The organism is Achromobacter sp. LC458, from assembly GCF_001005835.2.
GTDB lineage: Bacteria > Pseudomonadota > Gammaproteobacteria > Burkholderiales > Burkholderiaceae_B > Achromobacter > Achromobacter spanius_B.
Window position 1 is genome coordinate 130,012 of sequence record NZ_LBHW02000003.1, and the last position, 24,587, is coordinate 154,598.

The 24,587-nt window shown below is 64.8% G+C and carries 25 protein-coding genes; 8 read left to right on the forward strand and 17 right to left on the reverse strand.

Features of this window, described 5'->3' with window-relative positions; translation table 11 throughout:
• Positions 1-22: 22 nt before the first annotated feature.
• From YH64_RS04030 to nhaA, 5 genes are all read right to left on the reverse strand, one after another.
• Positions 23-1,210 (reverse strand): class I SAM-dependent methyltransferase, encoded by a 1,188-nt coding sequence (locus YH64_RS04030; protein WP_046803141.1) that lies wholly within the window; start codon positions 1,208-1,210, stop codon positions 23-25.
• A gap of 151 nt (positions 1,211-1,361) precedes the next feature.
• On the reverse strand, positions 1,362-3,158 hold the full coding sequence (locus YH64_RS04035) for a DEAD/DEAH box helicase (RefSeq protein WP_046803027.1): 1,797 nt from the start codon (positions 3,156-3,158) through the stop codon (positions 1,362-1,364).
• 278 nt (positions 3,159-3,436) lie between these two features.
• Positions 3,437-4,198 carry a uracil-DNA glycosylase gene (locus tag YH64_RS04040; RefSeq protein WP_046803028.1) on the reverse strand — a complete coding sequence of 254 codons (762 nt, stop codon included), beginning with the start codon at positions 4,196-4,198 and terminating at the stop codon, positions 3,437-3,439.
• A 45-nt stretch (positions 4,199-4,243) separates the two neighbouring features.
• Positions 4,244-5,029: a 3-hydroxybutyrate dehydrogenase gene (locus YH64_RS04045; RefSeq protein ID WP_046803029.1), complete on the reverse strand. Its 786-nt coding sequence runs from the start codon at positions 5,027-5,029 to the stop codon at positions 4,244-4,246.
• A gap of 172 nt (positions 5,030-5,201) precedes the next feature.
• On the reverse strand, positions 5,202-6,434 hold the full coding sequence (gene nhaA, locus YH64_RS04050) for a Na+/H+ antiporter NhaA (protein WP_046803030.1): 1,233 nt from the start codon (positions 6,432-6,434) through the stop codon (positions 5,202-5,204).
• A gap of 353 nt (positions 6,435-6,787) precedes the next feature.
• Between nhaA and YH64_RS04055 the strand changes: the two genes are divergently transcribed.
• Together YH64_RS04055 and YH64_RS04060 are read left to right on the forward strand one after the other, a co-directional pair.
• Complete coding sequence (locus tag YH64_RS04055; protein ID WP_185975330.1) at positions 6,788-7,195, forward strand: hydrogenase; 408 nt, start codon at positions 6,788-6,790, stop codon at positions 7,193-7,195.
• Positions 7,192-8,346, forward strand: a complete 1,155-nt coding sequence (locus YH64_RS04060) for a glycosyltransferase (RefSeq protein WP_046803032.1) — start codon at positions 7,192-7,194, stop codon at positions 8,344-8,346. The genes YH64_RS04055 and YH64_RS04060 overlap by 4 nt, the downstream gene beginning before the upstream one ends.
• Before the next feature lie 103 nt (positions 8,347-8,449).
• Here YH64_RS04060 and YH64_RS04065 read toward each other — a convergent pair whose 3' ends face one another.
• The 4 genes from YH64_RS04065 to YH64_RS04080 form a co-directional block, all read right to left on the reverse strand.
• Positions 8,450-8,914, reverse strand: a complete 465-nt coding sequence (locus YH64_RS04065; RefSeq protein WP_046803033.1) for an HIT family protein — start codon at positions 8,912-8,914, stop codon at positions 8,450-8,452.
• Positions 8,911-9,360 carry a GNAT family N-acetyltransferase gene (locus YH64_RS04070; RefSeq protein ID WP_046803034.1) on the reverse strand — a complete coding sequence of 150 codons (450 nt, stop codon included), beginning with the start codon at positions 9,358-9,360 and terminating at the stop codon, positions 8,911-8,913. Before YH64_RS04070 ends, YH64_RS04065 begins: the two co-directional genes overlap by 4 nt.
• Positions 9,361-9,388: 28 nt before the next feature.
• A complete protein-coding gene (pap, locus tag YH64_RS04075; protein ID WP_046803035.1) occupies positions 9,389-10,855 on the reverse strand; it encodes a polyphosphate:AMP phosphotransferase in 1,467 nt (488 codons plus the stop codon).
• Between the two features lie 93 nt (positions 10,856-10,948).
• The gene (locus YH64_RS04080; protein ID WP_046803142.1) at positions 10,949-11,803 is read right to left on the reverse strand and encodes an MBL fold metallo-hydrolase; all 855 of its coding nucleotides are present in this window, start codon (positions 11,801-11,803) and stop codon (positions 10,949-10,951) included.
• A 119-nt stretch (positions 11,804-11,922) separates the two neighbouring features.
• Here YH64_RS04080 and YH64_RS04085 point away from each other — a divergent pair, with 119 nt between their 5' ends.
• The 3 genes from YH64_RS04085 to YH64_RS04095 are packed head-to-tail and all read left to right on the forward strand — an operon-like array spanning position 11,923 to position 13,107.
• Complete coding sequence (locus YH64_RS04085) at positions 11,923-12,258, forward strand: helix-turn-helix transcriptional regulator (RefSeq protein ID WP_046803036.1); 336 nt, start codon at positions 11,923-11,925, stop codon at positions 12,256-12,258.
• Positions 12,255-12,686, forward strand: coding sequence for a YeeE/YedE family protein (locus tag YH64_RS04090; protein WP_046803037.1), 432 nt, complete (start codon positions 12,255-12,257; stop codon positions 12,684-12,686). Before YH64_RS04085 ends, YH64_RS04090 begins: the two co-directional genes overlap by 4 nt.
• A gap of 1 nt (position 12,687) precedes the next feature.
• Positions 12,688-13,107: a YeeE/YedE family protein gene (locus YH64_RS04095; RefSeq protein ID WP_046803038.1), complete on the forward strand. Its 420-nt coding sequence runs from the start codon at positions 12,688-12,690 to the stop codon at positions 13,105-13,107.
• Between the two features lie 17 nt (positions 13,108-13,124).
• On the opposite strand, the gene YH64_RS04100 is transcribed toward YH64_RS04095, so the two are convergent.
• The 7 genes from YH64_RS04100 to YH64_RS04130 all read right to left on the reverse strand — a co-directional run bounded on the left by YH64_RS04100 (position 13,125) and on the right by YH64_RS04130 (position 21,638).
• Positions 13,125-14,393 (reverse strand): phenylacetate--CoA ligase family protein, encoded by a 1,269-nt coding sequence (locus tag YH64_RS04100; RefSeq protein ID WP_046803039.1) that lies wholly within the window; start codon positions 14,391-14,393, stop codon positions 13,125-13,127.
• Between the two features lie 17 nt (positions 14,394-14,410).
• A complete protein-coding gene (locus tag YH64_RS04105; protein ID WP_046803040.1) occupies positions 14,411-15,289 on the reverse strand; it encodes an ABC transporter ATP-binding protein in 879 nt (292 codons plus the stop codon).
• A gap of 60 nt (positions 15,290-15,349) precedes the next feature.
• Complete coding sequence (locus tag YH64_RS04110; RefSeq protein ID WP_082134340.1) at positions 15,350-16,690, reverse strand: ABC transporter substrate-binding protein; 1,341 nt, start codon at positions 16,688-16,690, stop codon at positions 15,350-15,352.
• 138 nt (positions 16,691-16,828) lie between these two features.
• Positions 16,829-17,893 (reverse strand): branched-chain amino acid ABC transporter permease, encoded by a 1,065-nt coding sequence (locus YH64_RS04115; RefSeq protein WP_046803041.1) that lies wholly within the window; start codon positions 17,891-17,893, stop codon positions 16,829-16,831.
• Positions 17,894-17,917: 24 nt separating this feature from the next.
• Positions 17,918-18,847 (reverse strand): branched-chain amino acid ABC transporter permease, encoded by a 930-nt coding sequence (locus YH64_RS04120; RefSeq protein ID WP_046803042.1) that lies wholly within the window; start codon positions 18,845-18,847, stop codon positions 17,918-17,920.
• 11 nt (positions 18,848-18,858) lie between these two features.
• Positions 18,859-19,656 carry an ABC transporter ATP-binding protein gene (locus YH64_RS04125; protein WP_046803043.1) on the reverse strand — a complete coding sequence of 266 codons (798 nt, stop codon included), beginning with the start codon at positions 19,654-19,656 and terminating at the stop codon, positions 18,859-18,861.
• Positions 19,657-19,661: 5 nt separating this feature from the next.
• Positions 19,662-21,638 (reverse strand): long-chain fatty acid--CoA ligase, encoded by a 1,977-nt coding sequence (locus tag YH64_RS04130; RefSeq protein ID WP_046803044.1) that lies wholly within the window; start codon positions 21,636-21,638, stop codon positions 19,662-19,664.
• Positions 21,639-21,807: 169 nt separating this feature from the next.
• On the opposite strand from YH64_RS04130, the gene YH64_RS04135 reads away from it, so the two are divergent.
• The 3 genes from YH64_RS04135 (at position 21,808) to YH64_RS04145 (ending at position 23,738) form a co-directional block, all read left to right on the forward strand.
• The gene (locus YH64_RS04135; protein WP_046803045.1) at positions 21,808-22,515 is read left to right on the forward strand and encodes a Crp/Fnr family transcriptional regulator; all 708 of its coding nucleotides are present in this window, start codon (positions 21,808-21,810) and stop codon (positions 22,513-22,515) included.
• A gap of 114 nt (positions 22,516-22,629) precedes the next feature.
• Positions 22,630-23,103, forward strand: a complete 474-nt coding sequence (locus YH64_RS04140; RefSeq protein ID WP_046803046.1) for a MarR family winged helix-turn-helix transcriptional regulator — start codon at positions 22,630-22,632, stop codon at positions 23,101-23,103.
• A gap of 209 nt (positions 23,104-23,312) precedes the next feature.
• A complete protein-coding gene (locus YH64_RS04145) occupies positions 23,313-23,738 on the forward strand; it encodes an organic hydroperoxide resistance protein (protein ID WP_046803047.1) in 426 nt (141 codons plus the stop codon).
• A 118-nt stretch (positions 23,739-23,856) separates the two neighbouring features.
• Here the strand turns inward: YH64_RS04145 and YH64_RS04150 are convergent, their stop codons facing one another.
• Positions 23,857-24,579, reverse strand: coding sequence for an ABC transporter ATP-binding protein (locus YH64_RS04150; RefSeq protein ID WP_046803048.1), 723 nt, complete (start codon positions 24,577-24,579; stop codon positions 23,857-23,859).
• Positions 24,580-24,587 lie beyond the last annotated feature (8 nt).

A 24,587-nucleotide genomic window follows, 5' to 3' on the forward strand; every position in this document is an offset into this window, starting at 1 on the left:
GCCGCTATAGCATGGCCCGCCGCTACAGCTTGCCCAAACGGTCGCCGCGTGAAAAACCTGTCAGCGGTTCCGTGATGCCACGGCCCACGGCCAGCACCTTGAACAGTTCGCCCATTTCGGCCTCGGACAGCAGCTTTTGCACCGGCGCCACAGCCTGCGCGTATTGCTGCACATCCGACGGGTCCAACTGGCCCAGCAAATCCATCAACCCGGCGTTCATCAAGAAGCGCGCCTGCGACGTGTAGCCCAGCACTTGCAGGCCGGCTTCGAGCGCCGCATCGGCCATGGCGGTGAAATCCACGTGCGCGGTAATGTCCTGCAAGCCCGGCGCGGTGAAGGGATCGCCGTGCGCGTGATGACGCAAATGGCACATCAGCGTGCCGCCCGCGCGTTGCGGGTGGTAGAACTCGCTGCGCGGAAATCCGTAGTCCACCAGCAGCGCCGCGCCGCGCTCCAGCCAACTGCCCATCGCGGCAATCCAGGCTTCGCCTTGCAGATTGATTTCGGACACGTAGCCGGGCAACGCCGGCATGCGCGCGGCGACGGCTTCGGCCAAGGCAGGCGATGCGGGGCGGTCGCTCCAGACGAAGTGCTGCTGCGCATCCAGCGCCACGCCGCGCTCCATCACGGCGCCGTCCTGGCTCCAGCAAAACAGCGATACGGGCATCGCGTCCAGCACCTCGTTGGCCAGCACGCAGCCGGCGAAGGCGTTGGGCAAGGCGTCCAACCATTGCACGCGGTCCCCGAAAGCGGCCAGGCGTTCGGCTTGGCGCGCGCGCAAGTCGGCAGACACTTCCAGGATCAGGTATTGCGTCTGGTCCAGGCCCTGCGCATCCAGCTCGCGCAGCACGCCTTCGGCCAGCGCGCCCGTGCCCGCGCCAAATTCCAGTACGGCGTGTGTCTGCGTCTGCCGCAGCACCTGCGCAACCTGACGGGCAACGGTGCGGGCAAACAGCGGGGTCAGTTGCGGCGCGGTGACGAAGTCGCCCGCTGGCGCCTTGGCGTCGTCGTTGCCATCGGCCAACTTGACGTTGCCGGCCGCGTAATAGCCCAACCCCGGCGCATACAACGCCTGCGCCATCCAGTGGTCAAACGGCAACCAGCCGCCATTGGCCGTAATGGCGGCGCGCAGCTGTGCGGCGGCGGCGTCGCTGTGCGCCTGGGCGGCGGGTGACAACGGGGGCAGGTTGGCGGGGGCAGGGCGTTGCATGGCGGGTTCGGGCGTAGGCATGACGGCATTTTCCCAAAAAAAGGCGTAGCCGTCCGGCTGCGGGCGGGTGTTGGCGACGGTAATGCACAATGAACAAAAAAAAACCCCGCGACGAACGCGGGGTTTTTTACTGCGGGCTTAGCGGGGCGATTTAGCCGCGACGGTCAGCCGGCTTGGCAAAGCGCTTGGCGGGGCCGCCGGGGCGCTTGTCGAACGCGGGCTTGGCGCGGAAGCCGCCTTCCGGACGGTCGCCGCCACGGAAACCGCCTTCACGGGCAGGACGATCGCCAAAGCTGGGGCGGGCGTCACGGTCAGCGCCGCGGAAGCCGCCTTCGCGGGGAGCACGCTCGCTGAACGGGCGGGCATCGCGCTGGGGGCGGTCACCAAAGCTGGGACGGTCGCCGCCGAAGCTGGGGCGGGCGTCGCGGTCACCACCACGGAAGCCGCCTTCACGCGGGGGGCGGTCGCCGAACGGGCGATTGCCCTGGTAGCCGCCTTCGCGCTGGGGACGATCACCGAAGCTGGGACGATCGCTGAACGAACGGGCCGGGCGGTCGCCGAAGGGGCGATTGCCTTGGTAGCCGCCTTCGCGCGGGGCGCTGTCGCGGTTGCCTTGGTAACCACCTTCACGCGGCTTGAATTCGCCACGGGGTGCGCCGCCTTCACGCGGGCCGCCAAACGAACGGCCTTCGCGGTTGCCTTGGTAGCCGCCGCCTTCATGGCGCGAACCACCAAAACCGCCAGGACGCTTGCCGAACGGCTTGCCGCCACGCGGGGCGCCGCTGCCGCCGGCCGACGGACGCGGCGTGCGCTTGGGTTCCAGACCGGCGATGGTTTCCGGCGTAATCGTTTGGCCGATGTAGTGCTCGATACGGCGAACCTTGTGGCGCTCGGAGTGCGTAGCCAGCGTGAACGCCAGGCCGCTGCGACCGGCGCGGCCGGTACGGCCGATACGGTGCACGTAGTCTTCGGCTTGCATCGGCAGGTCGAAGTTAACGGCGTGGCTGATGCCTTGCACGTCGATGCCGCGGGCGGCAACGTCGGTGGCAACCAGAATACGCAGCTGGCCGCGTTGCAGTTGCGACAGCGTACGGGTGCGCTGGCGCTGGTTCATGTCGCCGTGCAGGGCAGCGGCGGCAAAGCCTTGGTCGGCCAGGCGATCGGCCAGATCGTCAGCGCCACGCTTGGTGGACGTGAAGACGATGGCTTGATCCAGCTTGGCGTCGCGCAGCACGTGATCCAGCAATTGCATCTTGTGGCTGGCGTCGTCCGCGTACAGCAGGCTTTGCGTGATGTTGGTGTGCTTTTCCTTGGCGCCGGCCATCTCGATACGCTGCGGGTCGCGCATCATCTTCGCAGCCAGCTTGGCGATCGTGCCGTCCAGCGTGGCCGAGAACAGCAGCGTCTGACGATCTTCCGGCAGGCGGCTGACGATGGTTTCGATGTCTTCGATGAAGCCCATGTCCAGCATGCGGTCGGCTTCGTCCAGCACCAGCGTGTGCACGGTGTTCAGCTTGACGCGACCCGATTGCAGGTGATCGATCAGGCGGCCCGGCGTGGCGACCAGCACGTCAACGCGACGCGACAGGGCCTTCAGTTGGGCGCCGTAGGGCATGCCGCCCACGACGGTGGCGGTGCGCAGGTCAGCCAGCTTGCGGCCGTAGGTGGCCGTGGCTTCGGTGACTTGCAGAGCCAGTTCGCGGGTGGGGGTCAGCACCAGCACTTGCACGCCGACGCCCTTGTTGGCGGGCATCTGGGCAATACGGTGCAGGGCCGGCAGCATGAAGGCGGCGGTCTTGCCGCTGCCCGTCTGCGAGGAAACCATCAGGTCGTGACCGGCCAGCGCTTGCGGAATGGCAGCGGCTTGGACGGAGGTGGGGGTATTGAAGCCAGCTTCTTGAACGGCCGACAACAGAGCGGGTGCAAGACCCAGAGTTTCGAAAGACATTACTTTCCCTTGCCGCAGACAATGCGACGCAGTGCTTGGTCGGGCCAGGGGAGTAGGCGGCCGGATCCAGGCGACGGTTGATGGAGCATCGTGCCGACCGAATCAACCGTGCGCGTGGCGCGTTCTCTTATACAGATTGGAACGCAGGGCGAAAGGAAAGGAGGTCAGGAATCGATGATAGTTCGGCATGGGGGCCAGGCTAGCTTGCCTGGCAGACTGCAAAAAATTCCGCTAAATCAAAGCGGTAAATGCCGAACTCGTTTTGTGCAGTGCGGCGATCATAACCCGATTTCGCCTTGCAAGGGAATTATTTTTTTGTCCAGTCCCCAATCAATAGGGTTTTTCCCTTGGTTCACCAGCCACGCGTTGGTCATCTGAAAGTGCCCACAACCCAGGAACGGGACGGGCGGCCTGCGGGCGGACAGCGGGGAGGGGTGGTTCGCCATCAGCACCAGATGGCCGTTGTTGTCCGGCAGCAACAAGCGCTTGGCCTGCGCATGGGCGCCCCACAGCATGAACACCTTGGGCGAGGGGTCTTGCGCGACCAGTGCGATCAGCGCATCCGTCACCGTTTCCCAGCCGCGCTTGGCGTGGGAGGCGGGCTGGCCGTCCTCCACCGTCAGGCAGGTGTTCAGCAGCAATACACCCTGTTCCGCCCACGGGCTCAGGTCATTGCCGGCGGGGATAGGGGTACCTGGGTATTCCTGGGCGATTTCGTTGAAGATGTTGCGCAGGCTGGGTGGGCGCTTGCAGTCGTCGGGCACCGAAAACGCCAGGCCTTGAGCCTGGCCGGGGCCGTGGTACGGGTCTTGCCCCAGGATCACGACGCGCACATCCGAGGGCGCCATGCCGTGCAGCGCGCGCAGCGGCGTGGCGGGATAGACGACGGCGCCTTCGACCAGGCGCTTTTCAACATGGGCGGTGGCCCGCGCCAGGGCACCGGCCACGGCGGGGTCTTTGAAGGCCGCCGCCCAGGCGGCGGGCAGCGCGGCCGTGTGGGCGGCGAGGGCGTTGGGAGTCAGGCGGTTATCAATCGGCATGGGCGCGATTTTGGCATAGGGCCGGCCGCCGCGCCGCGCGTTTCCCTACTGCATCACCCAGCCATGGCTGACCAGGAACGACTGGCCGGTCAGGGCCGCGCTGGGGAAGGTGCACAGGAACAGCGCCGTCTGGGCGACGTCTTCGACCGTGGTGAAAACGCCATCCACCGTGTTGCCCAGCATGACTTTCTTGACCACGTCTTCTTCGCTGATGCCCAGTTCCTTGGCCTGCTCGGGGATCTGCTTTTCGACCAGCGGCGTGCGCACGAACCCCGGGCAGATGACATGCGAGCGCACGTTGTGCGCGGCGCCTTCCTTGGCCAGCACGCGCGCCAGACCCAGCAGCGCATGCTTGGCGGCGACATAGGCCGATTTCAGCGGCGAGGCCTCGTGCGAGTGCACCGACCCCATGTAGATCACCACCCCGCCGCGATCGTCCTTGTACATGTGCTTGAGCGCCGCCTTGGTGGTCAGGAAGGCGCCGTCCACGTGAATGGCCTGCATCTTTTTCCAGTCGGAAAAAGCGAAGTTCTCGATGGGATTGACGATCTGGATGCCGGCGTTCGAGATCAGGATGTCGATGCTGCCGTAGGCGGCCGCCACCTTGTCGATGCCCTGGTTCACGGCGTCTTCGCTGGTGACGTCCATGGCGACACCCATCGCCTTGCCGCCGGCCTGCTCGATTTCTTTCGCGACCGCGTCCGCGCCGGCCTGGTTCAAATCGGCAATGGCGATGGTGGCGCCCGCGCGCGCCAGGGTCAGCGCAATTTCTTTGCCGATGCCGCTGGCCGCGCCTGTGACGACGGCCACTTTTCCATTCAACTGGGACATGCTGCTACCTCCGGACAAGGATTGCCGGCCGGTGTATGCGCCCAGGGCGCGACGGCCGGCGACAGACGGCCTTGCGAATCGCCGGCCGGTGCCGCGCTGGTGATCCGCAAGGAATTGATCCGATGGTAGTCCTTCAGCTTGAGCGCCGGCTGAACGCCCGGCGCCCGCGGACTCATCCCTGGCGCACCGGGGCGGGAGCGCCCTCGGTAGCCGGGGCGCCGCCCGAGCGCAGCAGCAGGAAACCGACCACGGCGGAAGCCAGCGATCCGGTCAGCACTCCAATCTTGGTGGCGTCGACCGTGGCCGCGTCGGTGAAAGCCAGCGCGCCGATGAACAAGCTCATGGTGAAGCCAATGCCGCACAACATTGCCACGCCGTACAGCTGCTTGAACGTGGCATGGCGCGGCAGGCTGGCCATGCCGGTCTTGATCGCCAGCCAGGCAAAGCCGAACACGCCCAGCTGTTTACCCAGGAACAGGCCCAGCGCCACCCCCAGCGGCACGGGTTGTGCCAGGCTGGCCAGACCCATGCCCGCGAAGGACACGCCCGCATTGGCAAAGCCGAAGATCGGAACGATCAGCAGCGCGACGGGCTTATGCAGCGCATGTTCCAGGTCGTGCAGGGGCGAATGGGCTTCGGGCTTGCCCTGGTTGCGCGGACGCAGCGGGATGGTCAGCGCCAGGGCGACACCGGCCAGCGTGGCGTGCACGCCGGACTTCAGCACGAAGTACCACAGCAGGGCGCCCAGCAGCAGATAGGGCGTCAGGCGCAGCACGCCGGCGCGGTTCAGCAGGAACAGGCAGACCAGCAGCGCGCCCGCCATGGCCAGCGCAAACACCTGCAATTGGGACGTATAGAACAGCGCGATGATGACAATGGCGCCCAGGTCGTCAAGGATGGCCAGCGCAGTCAGGAAGATCTTCAGCGACGTCGGCACGCGGCTGCCCAGCAGCGCCAGGATGCCCAGCGCGAAGGCGATGTCGGTGGCGGCGGGAATGGCCCAGCCGCGCAAGGTCTCAGGCGTGCCCAGGTTAAGCGCCACGTAGATCAGGGCCGGCATCACCATGCCGCCCACCGCCGCCACGCCCGGCAGCACGATGCGGGATACCCCGCGCAACTGGCCGTCCAGGACCTCGCGCTTGATTTCCAGGCCGACCAGCAGGAAGAACACGGCCATCAGCCCGTCGTTGATCCAGTGCAGCACCGTTTCCTTGAGCACGACGGGCCCCGCCGTGAAGCCCAGCTTGGTGCCCAGCACGTCGAAGTAGACCGGTGCGGCGGGGCTGTTGGCGATGATCAAGGCGACCAGCGCGGCGGCCATCAGCACATAGCCACCCAGCGCTTCCGAGCGCAGGAATGCCTGGAGAAAAGAGGCGGGGCGATGGGGCGTGGCCGGCTGAGTCAAAGAGCGTCCTTGAGTGAGGGTGGGTCGAAATAATTGCTGAATTTTACCTGAACAGGCGAGGCGATGCCGTGCGGTGAAGTCGATGCTGCACCGGCAAAGTGAGGCAACTGTAGTTCAACGTCGGCCAAATTCCACGCATTCTCAGTAATTCTTGAAAAGTGCCTGGGCAGGCATTCGGTCGGATTCGTCCTATATATCGGCCCTGCAAGAGGGGCACCCGGAAAGTAAGAATTTTCTGGGGTATTTCGCGTGCGTTCCTGGCTAGCATCGCCGGGCTTAATCCTTGCCTGTGCCCTATGCGTCTTATGCCATTTCAGCCCCCCCAGCCCCCGCAGCCTCTCCATCAGCTTTCCGTGCTGACCTACCAGCCCGCCCGCCCCGGCGCGGCTCCCCGGTTGGTCGATATCGGCAGCGCCGTCAGCGCACCCCCGTCGTCAGATGCCCATGGTCGATATCAGGTAATGCACCTGGCCCCCAGCATGCGCCTGTTGGCGTGGCACGGTGAGGGCGCCCGCTTTGACATGTCTTGCCACGGCAGCATCCAGGTGTGGGCGGGCTCCCGTCTGGCTGCCTCTGAATGCCCGCATGAATGCCGCGAGCCCGGCGTCCTGGCGCTGGCTCCGGAAGACGTGGCGTACCTGGAAGCCTATCTGCTGGTTCTAGGTCAAGCCTGGCACCGCGCCGAGTCCAAGGCCGGGTCGAACGCCGGGTCGAACGGCGATACGAACGCCGATACCCACGACGCCCGCCTGCCTCAATGACTTCCGCACCCGTTGCTACCCCGGCCGCGGATGCCGGTGGCCGACTGCGCATCTTGCATACCGAAGCCGCCACCTCATTTGGCGGGCAGGAATTCTGCGTTTACAAGGAAATGGTTGCGATGCGCGACCGGGGCCATCACCTGGAACTGCTGTGCCAGCCCGGTGCGGAACTGGGCGACCGGGCAAGCGAGGCCGGGTTCACGGTGCACCGCATCGTCATGGACGGCCCGGGCAATTTTCTGCGCGGCGTGTTCTTTGTGCGCCGGCTGCTGCGGGGCGGGCGCTTTGACGTGGTCAACACGCACAGCCGCCGCGACACCGTATTGGCCGCGTGGGGCGCCAGGCTTGCCGGCGCGCCGCTGATCGTGCGCACGCGGCATCTGGCCAAGCCCATCGGTTCGCTCTATGCCTACACCTGGCTGGCGCATCGCGTCATTGCCGTCAGCCGGTATGTGCAGCAGCAGTTGCTGGATGGCGGCGCGCGGCCCGGCTCGGTTGCCACCATCCATTCGCCCATCGTGCTGCCGCAAGCCGCGCAACATGCCTGCGTACGGCGCGAGCTTGGCCTGCCAGCCGACGCGTTGGTGGTTGGGTGCGTGGCGGTGATGCGCGTTGAAAAAGGCCATGCCGACCTGATCGACGCCTTCGGGCGTATTGCTTCCCGCTTTCCCGACGCGCATCTGGTGCTGGTTGGCGACGGCATGCCGCTGATGCCGCAGTTGCAAGACAAGGTGGCGGCGATGGGGTTGGACGCGCGCGTGCATTTCACGGGCAGGCGCCACGATATCGGCAACGTGTTGATGGCTTTGGACGTTTTCGCGTTGGCCACGCACCGCGAAGCGCTGGGCACCGTCTTCATCGAGGCCGCCGCCATGGGCGTGCCGGTGATCGGTACGAACGTGGGGGGCGTACCTGAAACCATGCAGGCAGGCGTGACCGGCCTGCTGGTGCCGCCTCGTGACCCGGCCGCGTTGGCCGCGGCGTTGGCCACGTTATTGGCCGACCCCGCCTTGCGCCGCCGCATGGGCCGGGCGGGCCAGACGCGGATCCGGGACCAAGGTTTGTTCTGCGCCGATCGCGCCGCCCAGCAGGTGGAAACCGTGTATGGGTCCTGGCTGGCGGAACGGGGGCGCGGCGCCCGAGCGGGGTAGCCCGGTGCCGCGTGCATCAACGGCGCATCAATCCATCAACGGCGCATCAATCCATCAACGGCGCATCAATCCATCAACGGCGCATCAATCCATCAACGCCGCATCAATGCATCAACAGCGCATTCATGGCTTCGACGACGCGGTTCCGATAGCGCGGCAGCAGCGCCTGCGTGCGCGCCTGGCGGTCCGCCCATTGCGCCGGTTCCGCGCCGGCGGCAATGCGCGGCGCGGCCCAGATCGGGTCCGGAAAATGGCGGTCGCCGCGCCACCGGGGGATCACGTGCCAATGCAGGTGGGGCACCATGTTGCCCAGCGACGCCAGGTTGATCTTGTCAGGCGCCAGCACGGCCTGCTGTGCTTCTTCCACGGCGTACACGGCGCGCATCAACAGGTCGCGCCCGTGCGTGGACAGGCTGGTCATCTCGGCCAGATGGCCGTTCCAGACCACCCGGGTGAAGCCGGGGTAGTCGGCATCGTCAACCTCGATCACGCGCAGATGCGGCCCGCGCCACAGCACCGTGCCGCCATCTTCCTGGCACAAGGGGCAGTTCGGGTCGCGCGCGCTCATGTCAGCACCTTGCGGTACTGAATGAAGCCCGAGCGGTCCGCGATGCGGTCGTACAGCTGCATGGCGGGGGCGTTGGTTTCGTGCGTCAGCCAGTACACCCGGGCGGCGTTGGCGGCGGTGGCTTCGGCGTAGACGTGTTCGATCAGCTTGCGGCCCGCGCCGGTGCCGCGCACGTCCGCGTCCACGTACAGGTCTTGCAGGTAGCAGTAGTCGCCCGCCGTCCAGGTGGAGCGATGGAAGATCCAGTGCACCATGCCGATGGCGCGGCCGCCGTCGAACGCCAGCGCGGCGTGCATCGGTTCGGCGGGGTCCAGCAGGCGCGCCCAGGTGTTGCGCGTCACGGCGTCATCGATACTGACGCGGTAAAACGCCTGATAGCCCTTCCACAGAGGCAGCCAGATGTCGAAGTCGGCGGCGCCGATGGGGCGGATTTCAGCGGTACTCATGGCGCGGGGCCTCCTACACAGATTGAATTCAGAGTTGCTCTTCCAGGGCCTGGACGATGTGTCGCAGCACCTGCACGCGAGCGTAACGCTTGTCGTTGGCCGACACCAGATGCCACGGCGCATGGGCCACGTCCGTGCGGGCCAGCATTTCGTTGGCGGCCGCCGCGTAGTCTTTCCATTTTTCCCGGTTGCGCCAGTCGTCCGGCGTAATCTTGAAATTCTTGAAGGGCGATTTCTCGCGTTCCTTGAAGCGTTCCAGCTGCACGTCTTCCGTCACCGCCAACCAGAACTTCAGCACCAGCGCGCCGCTGGCCACCAGTTGCTCTTCGAAGTCATTGATTTCGCCGTAGGCACGCCGCCATTGCGCGGGGGCGGTCAGTTTTTCCACGCGCTCGACCAGCACGCGGCCGTACCAGGAGCGGTCAAAGATGGCCACGCGGCCGTGCCGGGGCAGGTGCCGCCAGAAGCGCCACAGGTACGGGCGCGACATCTCGTAGCTGGATGGCGCGGCAACCGGTGTGATGTCGAACTGACGGGCGTCCAGTGCGTGCGTGACGCGTCGGATGGCGCCGCCCTTGCCGGCGGCATCCTGGCCTTCAAAGACCAGGATCAGCGAACGATCCAGGAATTTCCGGGAACGCGCCGCGCGTGCCAGCCGGCCCTGCAACAAGCCCAGTTCGGACTCGTAATCGTCTTTGTCGATCTTGGCGTCGTAGTCCAGTTCGCCCAGGCGGTCGACAACGCGGGTCGGGCGCGCATGCGCGTGAAACGATGCCGGTATGCGCGGCACGCCGCGTTGGCGCATCGCGGCCAGCACGGCCTCGGCTGTGCGCGCCGCGCGCATGTTTTCGTCGGCGCTGGGAATGACGATCCACGGCGCGTGCCCGCTGTCGGTATGGTTCAGCACGATCTGCGCGCCATGGCGAATGCGGTCGAACCGCTTGGCGACTTTCAAGTCCACCGGGCTGACCTGCCAGGAGGTCTCGGGGCTGGCCAGCAAGCGCTGGGCGCGGTCCGTCTGCGCCTTGGCCGACAGGTGGAACCACAGCTTGACGATTTGCACGCCCTCGGCGGCCAGCATGGCTTCAAAGCGCAGGATGGCGGCCGAGTGCGCCGCGATGTATTCCTGGTTGGGCTTCTTGCTGGCGGCCTCGATGATCAGGGGCGCGTACCAAGAGCCGAACACGATGCCTGTCTTGCCCTTGGGCGGCAGGTCTTTCCAATACCGCCAGAACGGCGGGCGATCCAGCTCTTCGCCTTCAGGGGGGCCATACGCCAGCGTCTTGATGTGGCGCGGGTCCATCCATTCGTTCAACTGGTTGATGGTGGCGCCCTTGCCCGCGCCGTCAATGCCGGCCACCACCACCAGCAAGGTTTTTTCGGCCTGTTCCAGGCGCCGGTACTGGGCGTTGAGCAGGGCGACGCGCAAGCGGGCTTCCAGCGGTTTGAACTCGTCCTTGGACAGGCTGGGGTCGGCTTCGGCTTCTGCGAACATGGGGTTCCGTCTGGTCGGCTATCGGTAAGTCCGCCGATCTTGCGGGATTCGCCCGTGCCGCGCAAGTACGGCAGGCGCGATTGAAGTCGCCACCTACAGCCCGTTGACCGGAATCTTCAGGTAGCGCACGCCGTTGTCTTCGGGCGGCGGGAAGTGCCCCGCGCGGATGTTGACCTGGATGGCGGGCAGGATCAGCGTCGGCATGCCCAGCGTGGCGTCGCGCCGGGTGCGCATGGCGACGAATTCATCCTCGCTGATGCCGTCGCGCACGTGGATGTTGGACGCCCGTTGTTCGGCCACCGACGTTTGCCAGTGGGCGTCGCGGCCGGCGGGCGGGTAGTCATGGCACATGAACAGGCGCGTGCCCCCGGGCAATGCCAGCAGGCGCTGGATGGACCGGTACAGCTCGTGCGCGTCGCCACCCGGGAAATCGCAACGTGCCGTGCCCACGTCCGGCATGAACATCGTATCGCCCACGAACGCCGCGTCGCCGATCAAATAGGCCATGTCGGCCGGCGTGTGGCCCGGCACGTGGATGGCGGTGGCCGTCAGTTTGCCGATCGAAAAGGTCTCGCCATCGGCGAACAGGCGGCCGAATTGCGAGCCGTCCAGCTGGAATTCGGGTTCCAGGTTGAACACCTGCTTGAAGACGCCTTGCACGGTACGGATGCTTTGCCCGATGGCGATCACGCCGCCCAGCTGCCGCTGCAAATAGGGGGCGGCGGACAGGTGGTCGGCGTGTGCGTGGGTTTCCAGCAGCCATTGCGTTTGCAAGCCTTGCTGGCGCACGTACTCCACGACGCGGTCCGCGCCGGCCGTGCTGGTGCGTCCCGATTTTGGGTCGTAGTCCAGCACCGAATCGATGATGGCGCAGGCGCTGCCATCGTGCACGACGTACGTGACGGTGGCGGTGACGGAGTCGAAGAACGCTTGGATGTGTGGATTCATGGCCGGCCGTGGAGACAACGCATAGACAACGTAGAACAATCTATATTTTCAAATAATATTGTTCGATAGTTTATACATAAATATAATGACTGCCTGCCTCCTTTGTCACCCCCTAGCCCATGAACTCCCCTTTGACCGACTGCGAACTCGCCGCCTTGCGCGCCTCTGCCGCCAAGGCCTGCACGCTGCTCAAGGCATTGGCCAATGAAGACCGGCTACTGTTGCTGTGCCAGCTGGTGCAAGGTGAACGCAACGTGGGCGAACTGGAATCGCTGACGGGCATCCGCCAGCCGACGCTGTCGCAGCAGCTGGGCGTGCTGCGCGACGAAGGCCTGGTGGCGACGCGCCGCGATGGCAAGTACGTCTACTACCAGATGGCCAGCCCCGAGGTCAGCCAAGTCATGAAAACGCTATCCAGTTTGTACTGCGGCCGCGCGATGGAGTCACTCACATGAACCCGGACTGGTCTGTCTTTACTCCCGTGCCGGCCACGCTGGGCGGCCTGCTGATCGGCGCCGCTGCCATCCTGTTGATGGCGGGTGCCGGCCGAATCGCCGGCATCAGCGGCATCGTGGGCGGCTTGCTAGGGCCGCAACGCGACCGAAGCTGGCGGCTGGCGTTCCTGCTCGGCCTGTGCGCGGCGCCGTGGTTGTACCGGCTGGGCGGCGCCTTGCCGGAAATTGTGGTCCAAGCCGGGACAACGCGCTTGATCGTGGCGGGCCTGCTGGTGGGCATCGGCACGCGCTACGCGTCGGGATGCACCAGCGGCCACGGCGTGTGCGGCCTGTCGCGCGGGTCTGTGCGGTCGCTGGTGGCCACCGCGTTGTTCATGGCGGCCGGGTTTGCGGTCGTCTATGTCGTGCGGCATGGGGTGGGGGGCTGACATGGTCGCGCTGATCGCTTTCGCGTCGGGGCTGGTCTTTGGATTGGGCTTGATCGTGTCCGGCATGGCCAACCCGGCCAAGGTGCTGGGCTTTCTGGATATTGCCGGTGACTGGGATCCGTCGCTGGCGTTCGTGATGGGCGGCGCGGTGTTGGTGACGGCGGCGGGGTTCGCGCTGCTGCGCCGGAAAAGCGCCAGCTTGTCGGGCGAGCCGCTGCGTTGGCCGACGGCCACGCGGGTGGACGCGCGGCTGGCGCTAGGCAGCCTGGCTTTTGGCGCGGGCTGGGGCCTGGCGGGTTTTTGTCCCGGCCCCGCGTTGGTGGCCGCCGCCGCGGGCGTGCCGGACGCGCTGATCTTCGTGGCCGCGATGATCGCGGGCATGGCGATCTTCTCGGTGATCGAAAAGATCCGACAGCGCTAGGCCGGCACGGCCCCGTGTCACTCGTACGTACGCACGTCGTCGATGACCTTGCCGTCGTTGGGCAGGCTGTCGGCATCCGCCCATTCCACGTCGGCACGTAGCTTGGTCACATCGCGCACGGATTCCGCGATGCGCTTGGACAGGTCTTCGCCGCGCACGCGCGATTCCACTTTCAACACCATCCGGTCCGACCCCGTGCTGCCGCTGATGACCAGCCGCGCGCGCAGGATCTCGGGATGGCGACGCGCCACGTCCGCCACTTGTGAAGGGTGTACGAACATGCCGCGCACCTTGGTCGTCTGATCGGCCCGGCCCATCCAGCCCTTGATGCGCGTGTTGGTGCGCCCGCAAGGCGAAATGCCCGGCATGACCGCCGACAGGTCGCCGGTGCCGAAGCGCACCAGCGGATAGTCCGGGTTCAAGGTGGTGACGACGACTTCGCCCACTTCGCCGTCCGGCACCGGTTCGCCGGTGCCCGGGCGCACGATTTCCACGATGATGTCTTCGCCCAGCACCAGCCCCTGGCGCGCGGGCGTTTCAAACGCAATCATGCCCAGGTCGGCGCTGCCGTACGCCTGATAACCGTCAATGCCGCGCGCCGCCAGCCAATCTCGCAGCGACGGCGGAAACGCTTCGCCTGACACCAGCGCACGCCGCAGCGAGCCCAGCTTCACCCCCAGCTCGTCCGACTTTTCCAAGATGATTTTCAGAAAGCTGGGCGTGCCCGTGTAGCCGCTGGGCGCCAGGTCCTGAATGGCGCGCACCTGTTGTTCGGTCTGGCCGGTGCCGCCCGGAAACACGGTGCAGCCCACGGCGTGCGCCGCCGTTTCCATCATGGAGCCGGCCGGCGTGAAGTGATAGGAAAAACAGTTGTAGGCCAGTTCGCCGGCGCGAAAGCCCGCTGCGTACAGCGCCCGGGCAAAACGCCAGTAGTCGGCGCGCGCGCTTTCCGGTTCGTAGATAGGGCCGGGCGACGCAAACACGCGCATCGCCTCGCCCCAGCCAATGGCCGAGAAGCCGCCGAACGCCTTGCCGGGGCTGGCGGGCGTGGCGTCGTCGTCGCGGCTGTGCTGCTGGCGTTCCAGCAGTTCGTGCTTGCGCAGCACCGGCAGCCGGGCAAGCGCCGCGCGCGACGTGATGGTGGCCGGGTCAACGCCGCGCAGCTGCTCGGCGATTGCCGGCGCGCGCGCAATGGCTCGCGAAATCGCGTCGGGCAAGGCGGCCATCAGCTCGCGCTCGCGTTGCTCGGGCGCACGGGTTTCCAATACATCGAAAAACTCGGACATGGGATCGCACCCTCTCTTCAGGCCAGCCAGCGTTTGCGGCGGCGATAGAACTTGTTGTCGCGAAAGCTCTTGCGTTCTCCGCTGGAGATGCCCAGGTAGAACTCCTTCACGTCCTCGTTCTGGGCCAGATCCAGCGCGGCCCCGTCCATCATTACGCGCCCGTTCTCCAGGATGTAGCCGTAGTCGGCATAACGCAGCGCGATGTTGGTGTTCTGTTCCGCCAGCAGGAAGCTCACGCGTTCACGCTGGTTCAGATCGCGCACGATTTCAAAGATCTCTTCCACGATTTGCGGCGCCAGCCCCATCGAGGGCTCGTCCAGCAGGATCATGTTGGGGTTGGCCATCAGCGCGCGGCCAATGGCGGTCATCTGCTGTTCGCCGCCCGACGTGTAGCCCGACTGGCTGGCGCGGCGTTGCTTCAAGCGCGGGAAATACTGGTAGACGCGTTCCAGCGCGGCGGCGGTATCGGCACGGCTCATGCTGCGGGTGTAGGCGCCCGTCAGCAGGTTTTCCTCGATGGTCAGGTGCGCGAAGCAGTGGCGGCCTTCCATCACCTGCACGACGCCGCGCTTGACCAGCTCGGCCGGCGACAGGCGTTCGATACGCTGGCCCCGGTATTGGATATGGCCCTTGGTGACGTCGCCGCGTTCGCCCTTGAGCAGGTTCGAAATCGCGCGCAGCGTCGTGGTCTTGCCCGCGCCGTTGGCGCCCAGCAAGGCCACGATCTTGCCTTCCGGCACTTGCAGGGACACGCCCTTGAGCACCAGGATCACGTGGTTGTAGATCACCTCGATGCCGTTGACGTCCAGCAGCACGGAGGGCGCGGCAGCGGGGGCGGCAACCGGGGTTGCAGCGGAAGGTGCAGCAGTAGATGCAATGGAAGATGCAGCGGTCATGACGATTCCTGCGGCGTGGTGGCGGCCGGCATCCACAAGGACGCCGGCCGCCGGTTCACATCAGTTCTCGCAAGTGCGGGGCGTGATGTTCTTTTCCTTGGCGTACTTGGCCGCGGCGTCCTTGACCATCGGGTCCAGAATGGTCTTGTCGGCCTGGTACCAGTCGGACACCACCTTGAACTTGGCGCCGTCCCACTGCACGATGCGGGCCCAGTCGTCACCCTTGTGGTTGCTGCACGAGGTCTTGACGGGGCGCATGATCTGGCCGAAGCCCAGCTTGTCCAGCTTGTCCTGCGTCAGGTTCAGGTTTTCAAAACCCCAGCGCACCTGCTCGGGCGTCAACGCCTTGCCCTTGCCGTACTTTTCCTGCGCCGTGCGGATCGCTTCCACTTGCAGCATCGAAATCATCATGCCGCGCGTGTGGGCGATGGTGCCCAGCGTGGTCTTGCCGGTCTTGTCCGCGCCCTGGCCCTTGTCGTAGACGAACTTTTTCAGGTCGTCGTAGACCTTGTCGTGCTCGGCGCCGCTGTTGTGCACGGTGATGGCGTTGTAGCCCTTGGCCACATCGCCCAGGTCTTTGACGTCGCCTTCAGAGCCGGCCCACCAGATGGCGTACATCTTGTCGCGCGGATAGCCGCTGGCCTGCGCTTCGCGGATGGCGGTGGGCGTCATGATGCCCGCGCTCCACAGCAGCACGTAGTTCGGGCGGGCCTGGCGGATCTGCAACCAGGTGGATTTCTGCTCCACGCCGGGGGCAGTCACGGGGTACAGCACCAGCTCGAAGCCTTCCTTGGCCGCGCGCTTTTGCAGCAGCGGGATCGGTTCCTTGCCGTAGGGCGAGTCGTGATAGACCAGGGCAATCTTCTTGCCCTTGAGCTTGTCCATGCCGCCTTCTTTCTTGGCGATGTCCTGGATCATCACGTCGGCGGCGGTCCAGTAGGTGCCCAGCAGCGGGAAGTTCCACTCGAACACGCTGCCGTCCACCGACTGCGACAGGCCGTAGCCCATCGTTTCAACCGGCACCTTGTCGACCATGGCCTTGTCGCTGACGGCAAACGTGATGCCGGTGGACTGGGTGTCAAAGCCCGACGCGCCGGTGCCCTTGCCCTTCAGGCGTTCATAGCATTCCACGCCGCGGTCGGTGGCATAGGCGGTTTCACATTCTTCGTACGTGATCTTGACGCCGTTGACGCCGCCATCACGTTCGTTGACCAGCTTCAGGTAGTCCAGCTTGCCATCGGCCCAGGGAATGCCAAGCGGCGCGAACGACCCGGTGCGATACACCAGCAACGGAACGAACTGCTCTTCGGCCGCCATTGCCGGCGTGGCCACGGCGCCGATGGCGCCGGCTGCGGCCACCAGGGCTGCCGCCAACTTCAGGTTAAGACGCTTCATCTCCATTTACCTCCTGCGTGGTGCTTGGGTCAGTAAACCCTGGGACACCGGGATTGGCCCGGTCTTGAGCCGGGTATTCAGGATGTGGATCACGGCACTTTTGCCGCCGCAGTCCGCAGAAATCAATGCGAAATCAAATTGTCGTCAATGCGGGAACGGCCAGATGCGCAGCTTTTCCTTGCCGATGCTCCACAAGCGCGCCAGCCCGTGCGGTTCGGCAATCAGGAAGAACACGATCAGCGCGCCGAACACCATGTGTTCGATGTGCGCGGCGGTGTCCACCGACAGCGGGATGCCCAGCGCATGCGGGATGTTCGACAGCGCCACCGGCACCAGCACGATGAACGCCGCGCCGAAGAAGCTGCCGATGATCGAGCCCAGCCCGCCGATGATGACCATGAACAGCAGCTGGAACGAACGCGTCAGATCAAAGGCCAGCGGTTCCCAGGAACCCAGGTGGATGTAGCCCCACAGCGCGCCCGCCACGCCCACGATGAACGAGCTGACCGCGAACGCCGTCAGCTTGGCGTACATGGGGCGGATGCCGATGACCGACGCCGCCACGTCCATGTCGCGTATCGCCATCCATTGGCGGCCGATCGCGCCGCGCACCAGGTTCTTGGCCAGCAGGCTGAAGACCACTACCAGGATCAGCACGAACAGGTACTTTTCCATGGCCGATTGCACCGGCAGGCCGAACGCGGTCAGCGGCGGCACCGACACGTTGCCCGACGATGAATAGTTGGTGAAGAACGGGATGCGCAGGAACGCCCAGTCCACGAAGAACTGCGCGGCCAGGGTCGCCACCGCCAGGTACAGCCCGCGAATCCGCAAGCTGGGGATGCCGAAGATCACGCCCACCAGCGTGGCGAAGCAGCCGCCCAGCAGAATCTGGATGATCAGCGGCATGCCCGGAAAGCGCACGCCGAAGTTCCAGGCGGCATAGGCGCCCACCGCCATGAACGCGCCCGTGCCCAGCGATATCTGCCCGCAATAGCCGACCAGAATATTCAGCCCGACCGCCGCCAGGGACAGGATCAGAAACGGAATCAGGATGGCGCGCAGCAGGTAGTCGGACGACAGCGCCGGCACGGCGATGAACGCCACCGCCAGCAGCAGCCAGATGAAGATGCGGTCCTGACGGATCGGGAAGATCTGCTGATCCGCCCGGTACGTGGTCTTGAACTGGCCGTTTTCGCGATAGAACATGTTTTTATCCCAGTGGCCTGTGGTTTACACGCGGTCGATGATCTTCTCGCCGAACAGCCCTTGCGGACGGAACAGCAGGAACACCAGCGCCAGCACATAGGCGAACCAGATTTCGATACCGCCGCCCACGAGCGACCCCAGGTAAACCTCGGACAGCTTTTCCCCCACGCCGATGATCAGGCCGCCCAGAATGGCGCCAGGCACCGACGTCAAGCCGCCCAGGATCACCACCGGCAATGCGCGCAGCGCCGCGGTGGACAGCGTGAACTGCACGCCGAACTTCGACCCCCAGATAATCCCCGCCACCAGCGCCACCAGGCCCGCCACGCACCACACGATCACCCAGATGCGATTCAACGGAATGCCGATGGACTGCGCGGCCTGGTGGTCGTCGGCCACCGCGCGCAGGGCGCGGCCGGTGGACGTGTACTGAAAGAACAGCGCCAGCGTGGCCACCAGCAGCGCCGCGATGACGGCTGCGGTCAAATCTTCAAGGTTGATCAGCAACCCGCCTTCAAAGACCGTGTCCAAGATCATCAGCGGATCTTTCGGCATGCCCACATTGATGGAATACACCGAGCTGCCAAACGTGATCTGGCCCAGCCCGTCCAGGAAGTAGCTGATGCCCAGCGTTGCCATCAACAGCGTGGTGGCTTCCTGGTTGACCAGGTGGCGCAGCACAAAGCGCTCAATCGCAACGGCCAGCAGGAACATCACCATGGCACTGACGATGAAAGCCAGCACGTTGGCCAGGATCATGTTGTCAAAGCCCAGCCAGCGCGGTATCCATTCCGAGAAGCGCGCCATCGACAAGGCGGCCACCAGCACCATCGCGCCTTGCGCGAAGTTGAAGACGCCGGACGCCTTGAAGATCAGCACGAAGCCCAGGCCGATCAGCGCATACATCATGCCGCTCATCAAGCCGCCGAATAAGGTCTCTAGAAAAAATCCCATGTCTGTCCGCCTTAGTGCGACACGCCGAGATAGGCGCGGATGACGTCTTCATTCGCACGGACTTCGTCCGGGCGGCCATCGCCGATCTTCTTGCCGTAGTCCAGCACCACCACGCGGTCGGAAATGTCCATGACCACGCCCATGTCGTGCTCGATCAGCACGATGGTGGTGCCGAATTCATCATTCACATCCAGGATGAAGCGGCTCATGTCCTGCTTTTCCTCGATGTTCATGCCGGCCATGGGTTCGTCCAGCAACAACAGGCGCGGCTCCATCGCCAGCGCGCGACCCAGGTCCACGCGCTTTTGCAGGCCGTAGGGCAGGCGGCCCACCGGCGTCTTGCGATACGCCTGGATCTCCAGGAAGTCGACGATGTTCTCGACGAATTCACGGTGCTGGGTTTCTTCGCGTTCGGCCGGGCCCAGGCGGAAGGCTTGCGACAGCAGCCCGCATTTCATGCGCAGGTTGCGACCCGTCATGATGTTGTCCAGCACGCTCATGCCCTTGAACAGCGCCAGGTTCTGGAATGTGCGCGCGATGCCCATTTCAGCGGCGCGGCGCGGGTTCATCTTCGAGAAACTCTCGCCACGGAATGCAATGCCGCCTTTCTGCGGCGTGTAGACGCCGTTGATGACGTTCAGCATCGAACTCTTGCCCGCGCCGTTGGGGCCGATGATGGCGCGGATCTCGTGCTCGCGCACGTTGAAGGAAATGTCCGTCAGCGCTTTCACGCCGCCGAAGGACAAGGAGATGTTCTGCATGTCCAGCATGACGTCGCCGATACGCTGGTCGCGGTCGTTGTTGCTCATGATCTCTACGCGGCTCGGGCTGTGATGGCGGGAAACGTCTTGACGGGCCAGATCTTCAGGTCGGCTGAGATCTTGCCGGTGCGTCCGTCTTCGAACTTCACTTCGGTTTCAATGAACTGCGATGGCTTGCCGCCGAACAGGGCATCGATCAGCACGCCGTATTTCTGCGCGATGAACGCGCGGCGCACCTTGCGCGTGCGGGTCAGCTCGTCGTCGTCCGGGTCCAGTTCCTTGTGCAGGATCAAAAAGCGGCTGACTTGCGACGCGCACAGTTTCGGGTCGGTGGCCAGATCGGCGTTCACTTGCTCAACGCATTCGGCGATCAGCTGGTAGACCTCTTCCTTGGCGGCCAGGTCGGTGTAGCCCGCATACGGCAGGCCCCGGCGCTCGGCCCAGTTGCCCACGGCTTCCAGATCGATGTTGATGAAGGCGCAAACGTCGTCGCGGTTGGCGCCAAAGGCCACGGCTTCCTTGATGTGCTGGAAGAACTTGAGCTTGTTCTCGATGTATTTGGGCGCGAACAGGCTGCCGTTGGCCAGCTTGCCCACGTCCTTGGCGCGGTCGATGATCTTCAACTGGCCGTCGGTGTCCAGGTAGCCCGCGTCGCCCGTGTGGAACCAGCCGTCGGCGCTGCGCGCTTCCGCCGTGGCGTCCGGGTTGCGGTAGTACTCCTTGAACAGGCCCGGGCTCTTGACCAGGATTTCGCCGTTGTCCGCCACGCGGATTTCAACGCCGGCCACCGGCGGGCCGACGGTGTCGTCGCGCACCTTGCCGTCGGGCTGCACGCAAACGAACACGGACGTTTCCGTCGAGCCGTACAACTGCTTCAGGTTGATGCCGATGGACCGGTAGAACACGAACAGGTCCGGGCCGATGGCCTCGCCCGCCGTGTAGGCCACGCGCACGCGGCTCATGCCCAGCGCGTTGCGCAAGGGGCCGTAGATCAGCGCATTGCCCAGCGCATAGCGCAGGCGATCCCAGGCGTTGACGGATTCGCCATCCAGGATCTTGGTGCCCACCCGGCGCGCCAGCTTCATGCAGGCGCCGAACAGCTGGCGCTTGATATAGCCCGCGTCTTCCATGCGGATCATGACGTGCGTCAGCAGGCCCTCCAGCACGCGCGGCGGCGCGAAGTAATAGGTGGGGCCGATGTCGCGCATGTCGATCGACACGGTGTCCGGCGATTCGGGGTGGTTGACCGTGAAGCCCGTGACCAGCAACTGCGTATACGAAAACATGTTCTGCCCGATCCAGGCGGGCGGTAGATACGCCAGCACGTCTTCCTGATCGGTCAGGTTTTCCATGTCGGACACGGCGCGCGCGCGGTCGATCAGCGCATGGTGCGTCAGCACCACGCCCTTGGGCTTGCCGGTGGTGCCCGACGTATAGAACATGGCGGCCGGGTCGTGCGGTTGCACGGCGGCGATGGCGCGGTCAAGAAAGTCGGGATGCTGCGCCGCGTAGTCCTGGCCCAGCTTCTCCAGCTGTTCATACGACTGCAACATGGAATCGGAGTAATGGCGCAGGCCGCGCGGGTCATCAAACACCACGTGCTGCAAGGCCGGACATTGCTCGCGCACTTCCAGCATCTTGTCGACCTGTTCCTGGTCTTCCACCACCGCCACGCTGATCTCGGCGTCTTGCAGCACGTAGACCATTTCCTGCGCGACAGCGTCTTGATAAAGCGGCACCGGAATGGCGCCCAGCGATTGCGCGGCCATCATCGCCATGTACAGGCGCGGCCGGTTCTCGCCGATGACGGCCACATGCATGCCGGGCCGGATGCCCAGCGCCGCCAGGCCGTTGGCCACATGGCGTACATGCTCGGCCACCTGGGACCACGTCAGGGTTTGCCAGATGCCCAGGTCTTTCTCTCGGATCGCGGGCCGCGACCCACGAACATTGGCATGCGCGAACAGCAGCGCTGGAAAGGTGTCCAGCGCCGCCGGCACCTGTGCGGATGCGGGCGATGAATGTGCCACGTTGTCTCCTCCGGTTTGGGCACACCGCGCCAGCGCGCCGCAGATGCGGCATTGGCGAGTAGGGGCTTGACCAGTTGGTTTTAGATTTACGGCAGGACTTAAGGTATAAGGTTGGGTTGCTACCAACTGTCACCATCGCGACATTCAAGGAACTTTTAGGGTATTCCCGATGCAGCTATCCGACTCCCTTCAACTTGCCGCGGCGTGGTTTCGCGTGCTCAACGCCGAGCAGCAATCGCGCGTCGAGCGGGACCTGTCCGTGCAGCAAGTCGTTGCCGGATCGATCATAGAGCGCAAAGGGGAACTCGCACAGGCTTGGATCGGTGTCTTGGCCGGCTTGGTGAAAGTGTCGGTGGGCAACGCGGAAGGCAAGGTCGCCTCGTTAACGGGCGTGCCCGCCGGCGGCTGGATCGGCGAAGGCTCGCTCTTGAAGCGCGAAGTCCGCAAATATGACATCGTCGCGCTGCGCGATTCCGTCGTGGCGCGGCTGCCGGCGGCAACGTTCGACTGGCTGCTGGACACCAGCATTCCGTTCAACCGTTATCTGCTGCATCAGCTGAACGAGCGCGTGGCGCAGTTCATCGGCAAGGCCGAATACGACCGGCTGCTGGACCCCGATGCGCGTGTGGCCCGCTGTCTGGCTGAACTGTTCAACCCTTTGCTGTATCCCGGCATGGGGATGCGGCTGACGATTACGCAAGAAGAAGTCGGCTATCTGGCCAGGGTGTCGCGCCAGCGTGCGAATCAGGCGCTGCGCAAGCTGGAAGAGGCGGGTCTGTTGAACGTGGAATACGGCGCGGTGCGTGTGCTGGATCTGGACGGCCTGAAACAATACGGGTCGGACCGCAGCACGGTGGAAGGCGAACACGCGACCTGAAGGCAAGGGCGGTGCGATGCTCCGAAGCCCCGCAGTCCCGCAGCCCGGCAGCACAGCAAAAAAATATTCCAAAAAATCCTTGACGTTAAATAGTGCGCTATTTAATATTGCGCAATGAAATCCAAAGCGAAAGCGCCCACCAAACCCAAAAGCGCGTTCAACCCGCTGCTGCTGGACAGCCAACTGTGCTTCGCCTTGTACTCGACCTCGCTGGCGATGAACAAGGTGTACCGCAAGCTGCTGCGCGGGCTGGACCTGACGTATCCGCAGTACCTGGTGATGCTGGTGCTGTGGGAAGGTGAGGACATCACGGTGACCGATATCGGCGCCCGGCTGTTCCTGGATTCGGCCACGCTGACGCCGCTGCTCAAGCGTCTGGAAGCCGCCGGTCTGGTAACCCGCAAGCGCGCGGTGGACGACGAGCGCCAGGTGATCGTGGGGCTGACCAAGCAAGGCCGCGATCTGCGCGAGCAGGCCGAAGCCGTGCCGCATGCCGTGGCCGCCGCTGCCCAGTGCACGCTGGACGAAGCGCAAGGCATGATGAAGGCGCTGCACGCATTGCGGGAAAAGCTGGTCGACAGTATTTGAAGTGTGGGGTGATGCCTGTCATTATCCGGTCAAATAAGTAGTGCGCTATATAGTTGTGTGCGATTTAAATGAATGTGAAGCATAGGTTTGCAGCACGTTTGCAGCAGGTTTGCAGTGGGATAGCAGTCCTTCAGTTTCAGTAAGCGCCGACGCGGGAAGGCCCGTCCGGCCCAGGCAGTTCAACTTTCATCCTACAAAGGAAACGCATCATGTCTATCGAAAAAGTCCTCTACCGCGCCAATGCAACCGCCACCGGTGGCCGTGAAGGCCGTGGCGTCAGCGATGACGGCAACCTGGACGTCAAGCTGACCACGCCGCGTGAACTGGGCGGGGCGGGCGCGGCCGGCACCAACCCCGAGCAATTGTTTGCCGTGGGCTATTCCGCCTGCTTCCTGGGCGCGATGAAGTTCGTTGGCGGCCGCGACAAGATCGCCATTCCCGCCGACGTGTCGGTGAACGGCATTGTGGGTATCGGCGCCATCCCGACCGGCTTCGGCATAGAAGTCGAATTGAAGATTTCCCTGCCGGGCATGGACCGCGAACAGGCCGAAAAGCTGATGGCGGCAGCGCACATCGTTTGCCCGTACTCGAACGCCACGCGCGGCAACATCGACGTGACGTTGACCATCGTCTAAGCGTCATTGCACGCACCCCGGCGCGCCTGGGCGCCAGCCGCCCGAACGCCGCCGGGCGGTAACAAGCGCGACGGTTCCGTGTTGAACACACGGCCCGTCGCGCTTTGCGTTGCCGGGACTAGTGCCCGCCGCCCAGGTATGCCGCCACCACCGCCGGGTCGTCCCGCAATTTGTCCGCGCTGCCGTGCACCGAGATCCTGCCGTTCTCCAGCACGTAGCCGTAGTCGGCCACCTGCAACGCGGCTGCGGCAAATTGCTCAACCAGCAGCATCGTCACGCCTTCATCCTTCAAGCGCGCGATGATGCGGAACACCTCTTCCACCAGGATCGGCGCCAGCCCCATCGAGGGTTCGTCCAGCAGCACGAGCTCCGGATTCAGCATCACGGCGCGCGCCATGGCCAGCATCTGCTGTTCGCCGCCCGACAAGGTGCCGGCCAGTTGATCGCGCCGTTCCTTCAGGCGCGGAAACAGATCCATGGCGCGGCCCAGGTCGGCTTGCACATCGCCCTTGGGACGGCTGCCCGTCAGGCGCGGAAACGCGCCCAACAGCAGGTTGTCGGTAACCGACAGCGTGGGAAACACGCGCCTGCCTTCCGGCGAATGCGCCAGGCCCAGCCGCGCGATGCGGTGCGATTCCAGGCCATCGATGCGCTTGCCGCTCAGCGTGACCTCGCCCGCCGTGGGTCGGATCATGCCCGACAGCGCCCGCATCGTCGTGGTCTTGCCGGCGCCGTTTGAGCCGATCAGCGTCACCACCTTGGCCTTGGGCACCTCCATGCTGATGCCGTGCAGCACCTTGACCTTGCCGTAACCCGCTTCCAGATTCTTGATCGATAGCATCTTGTTGT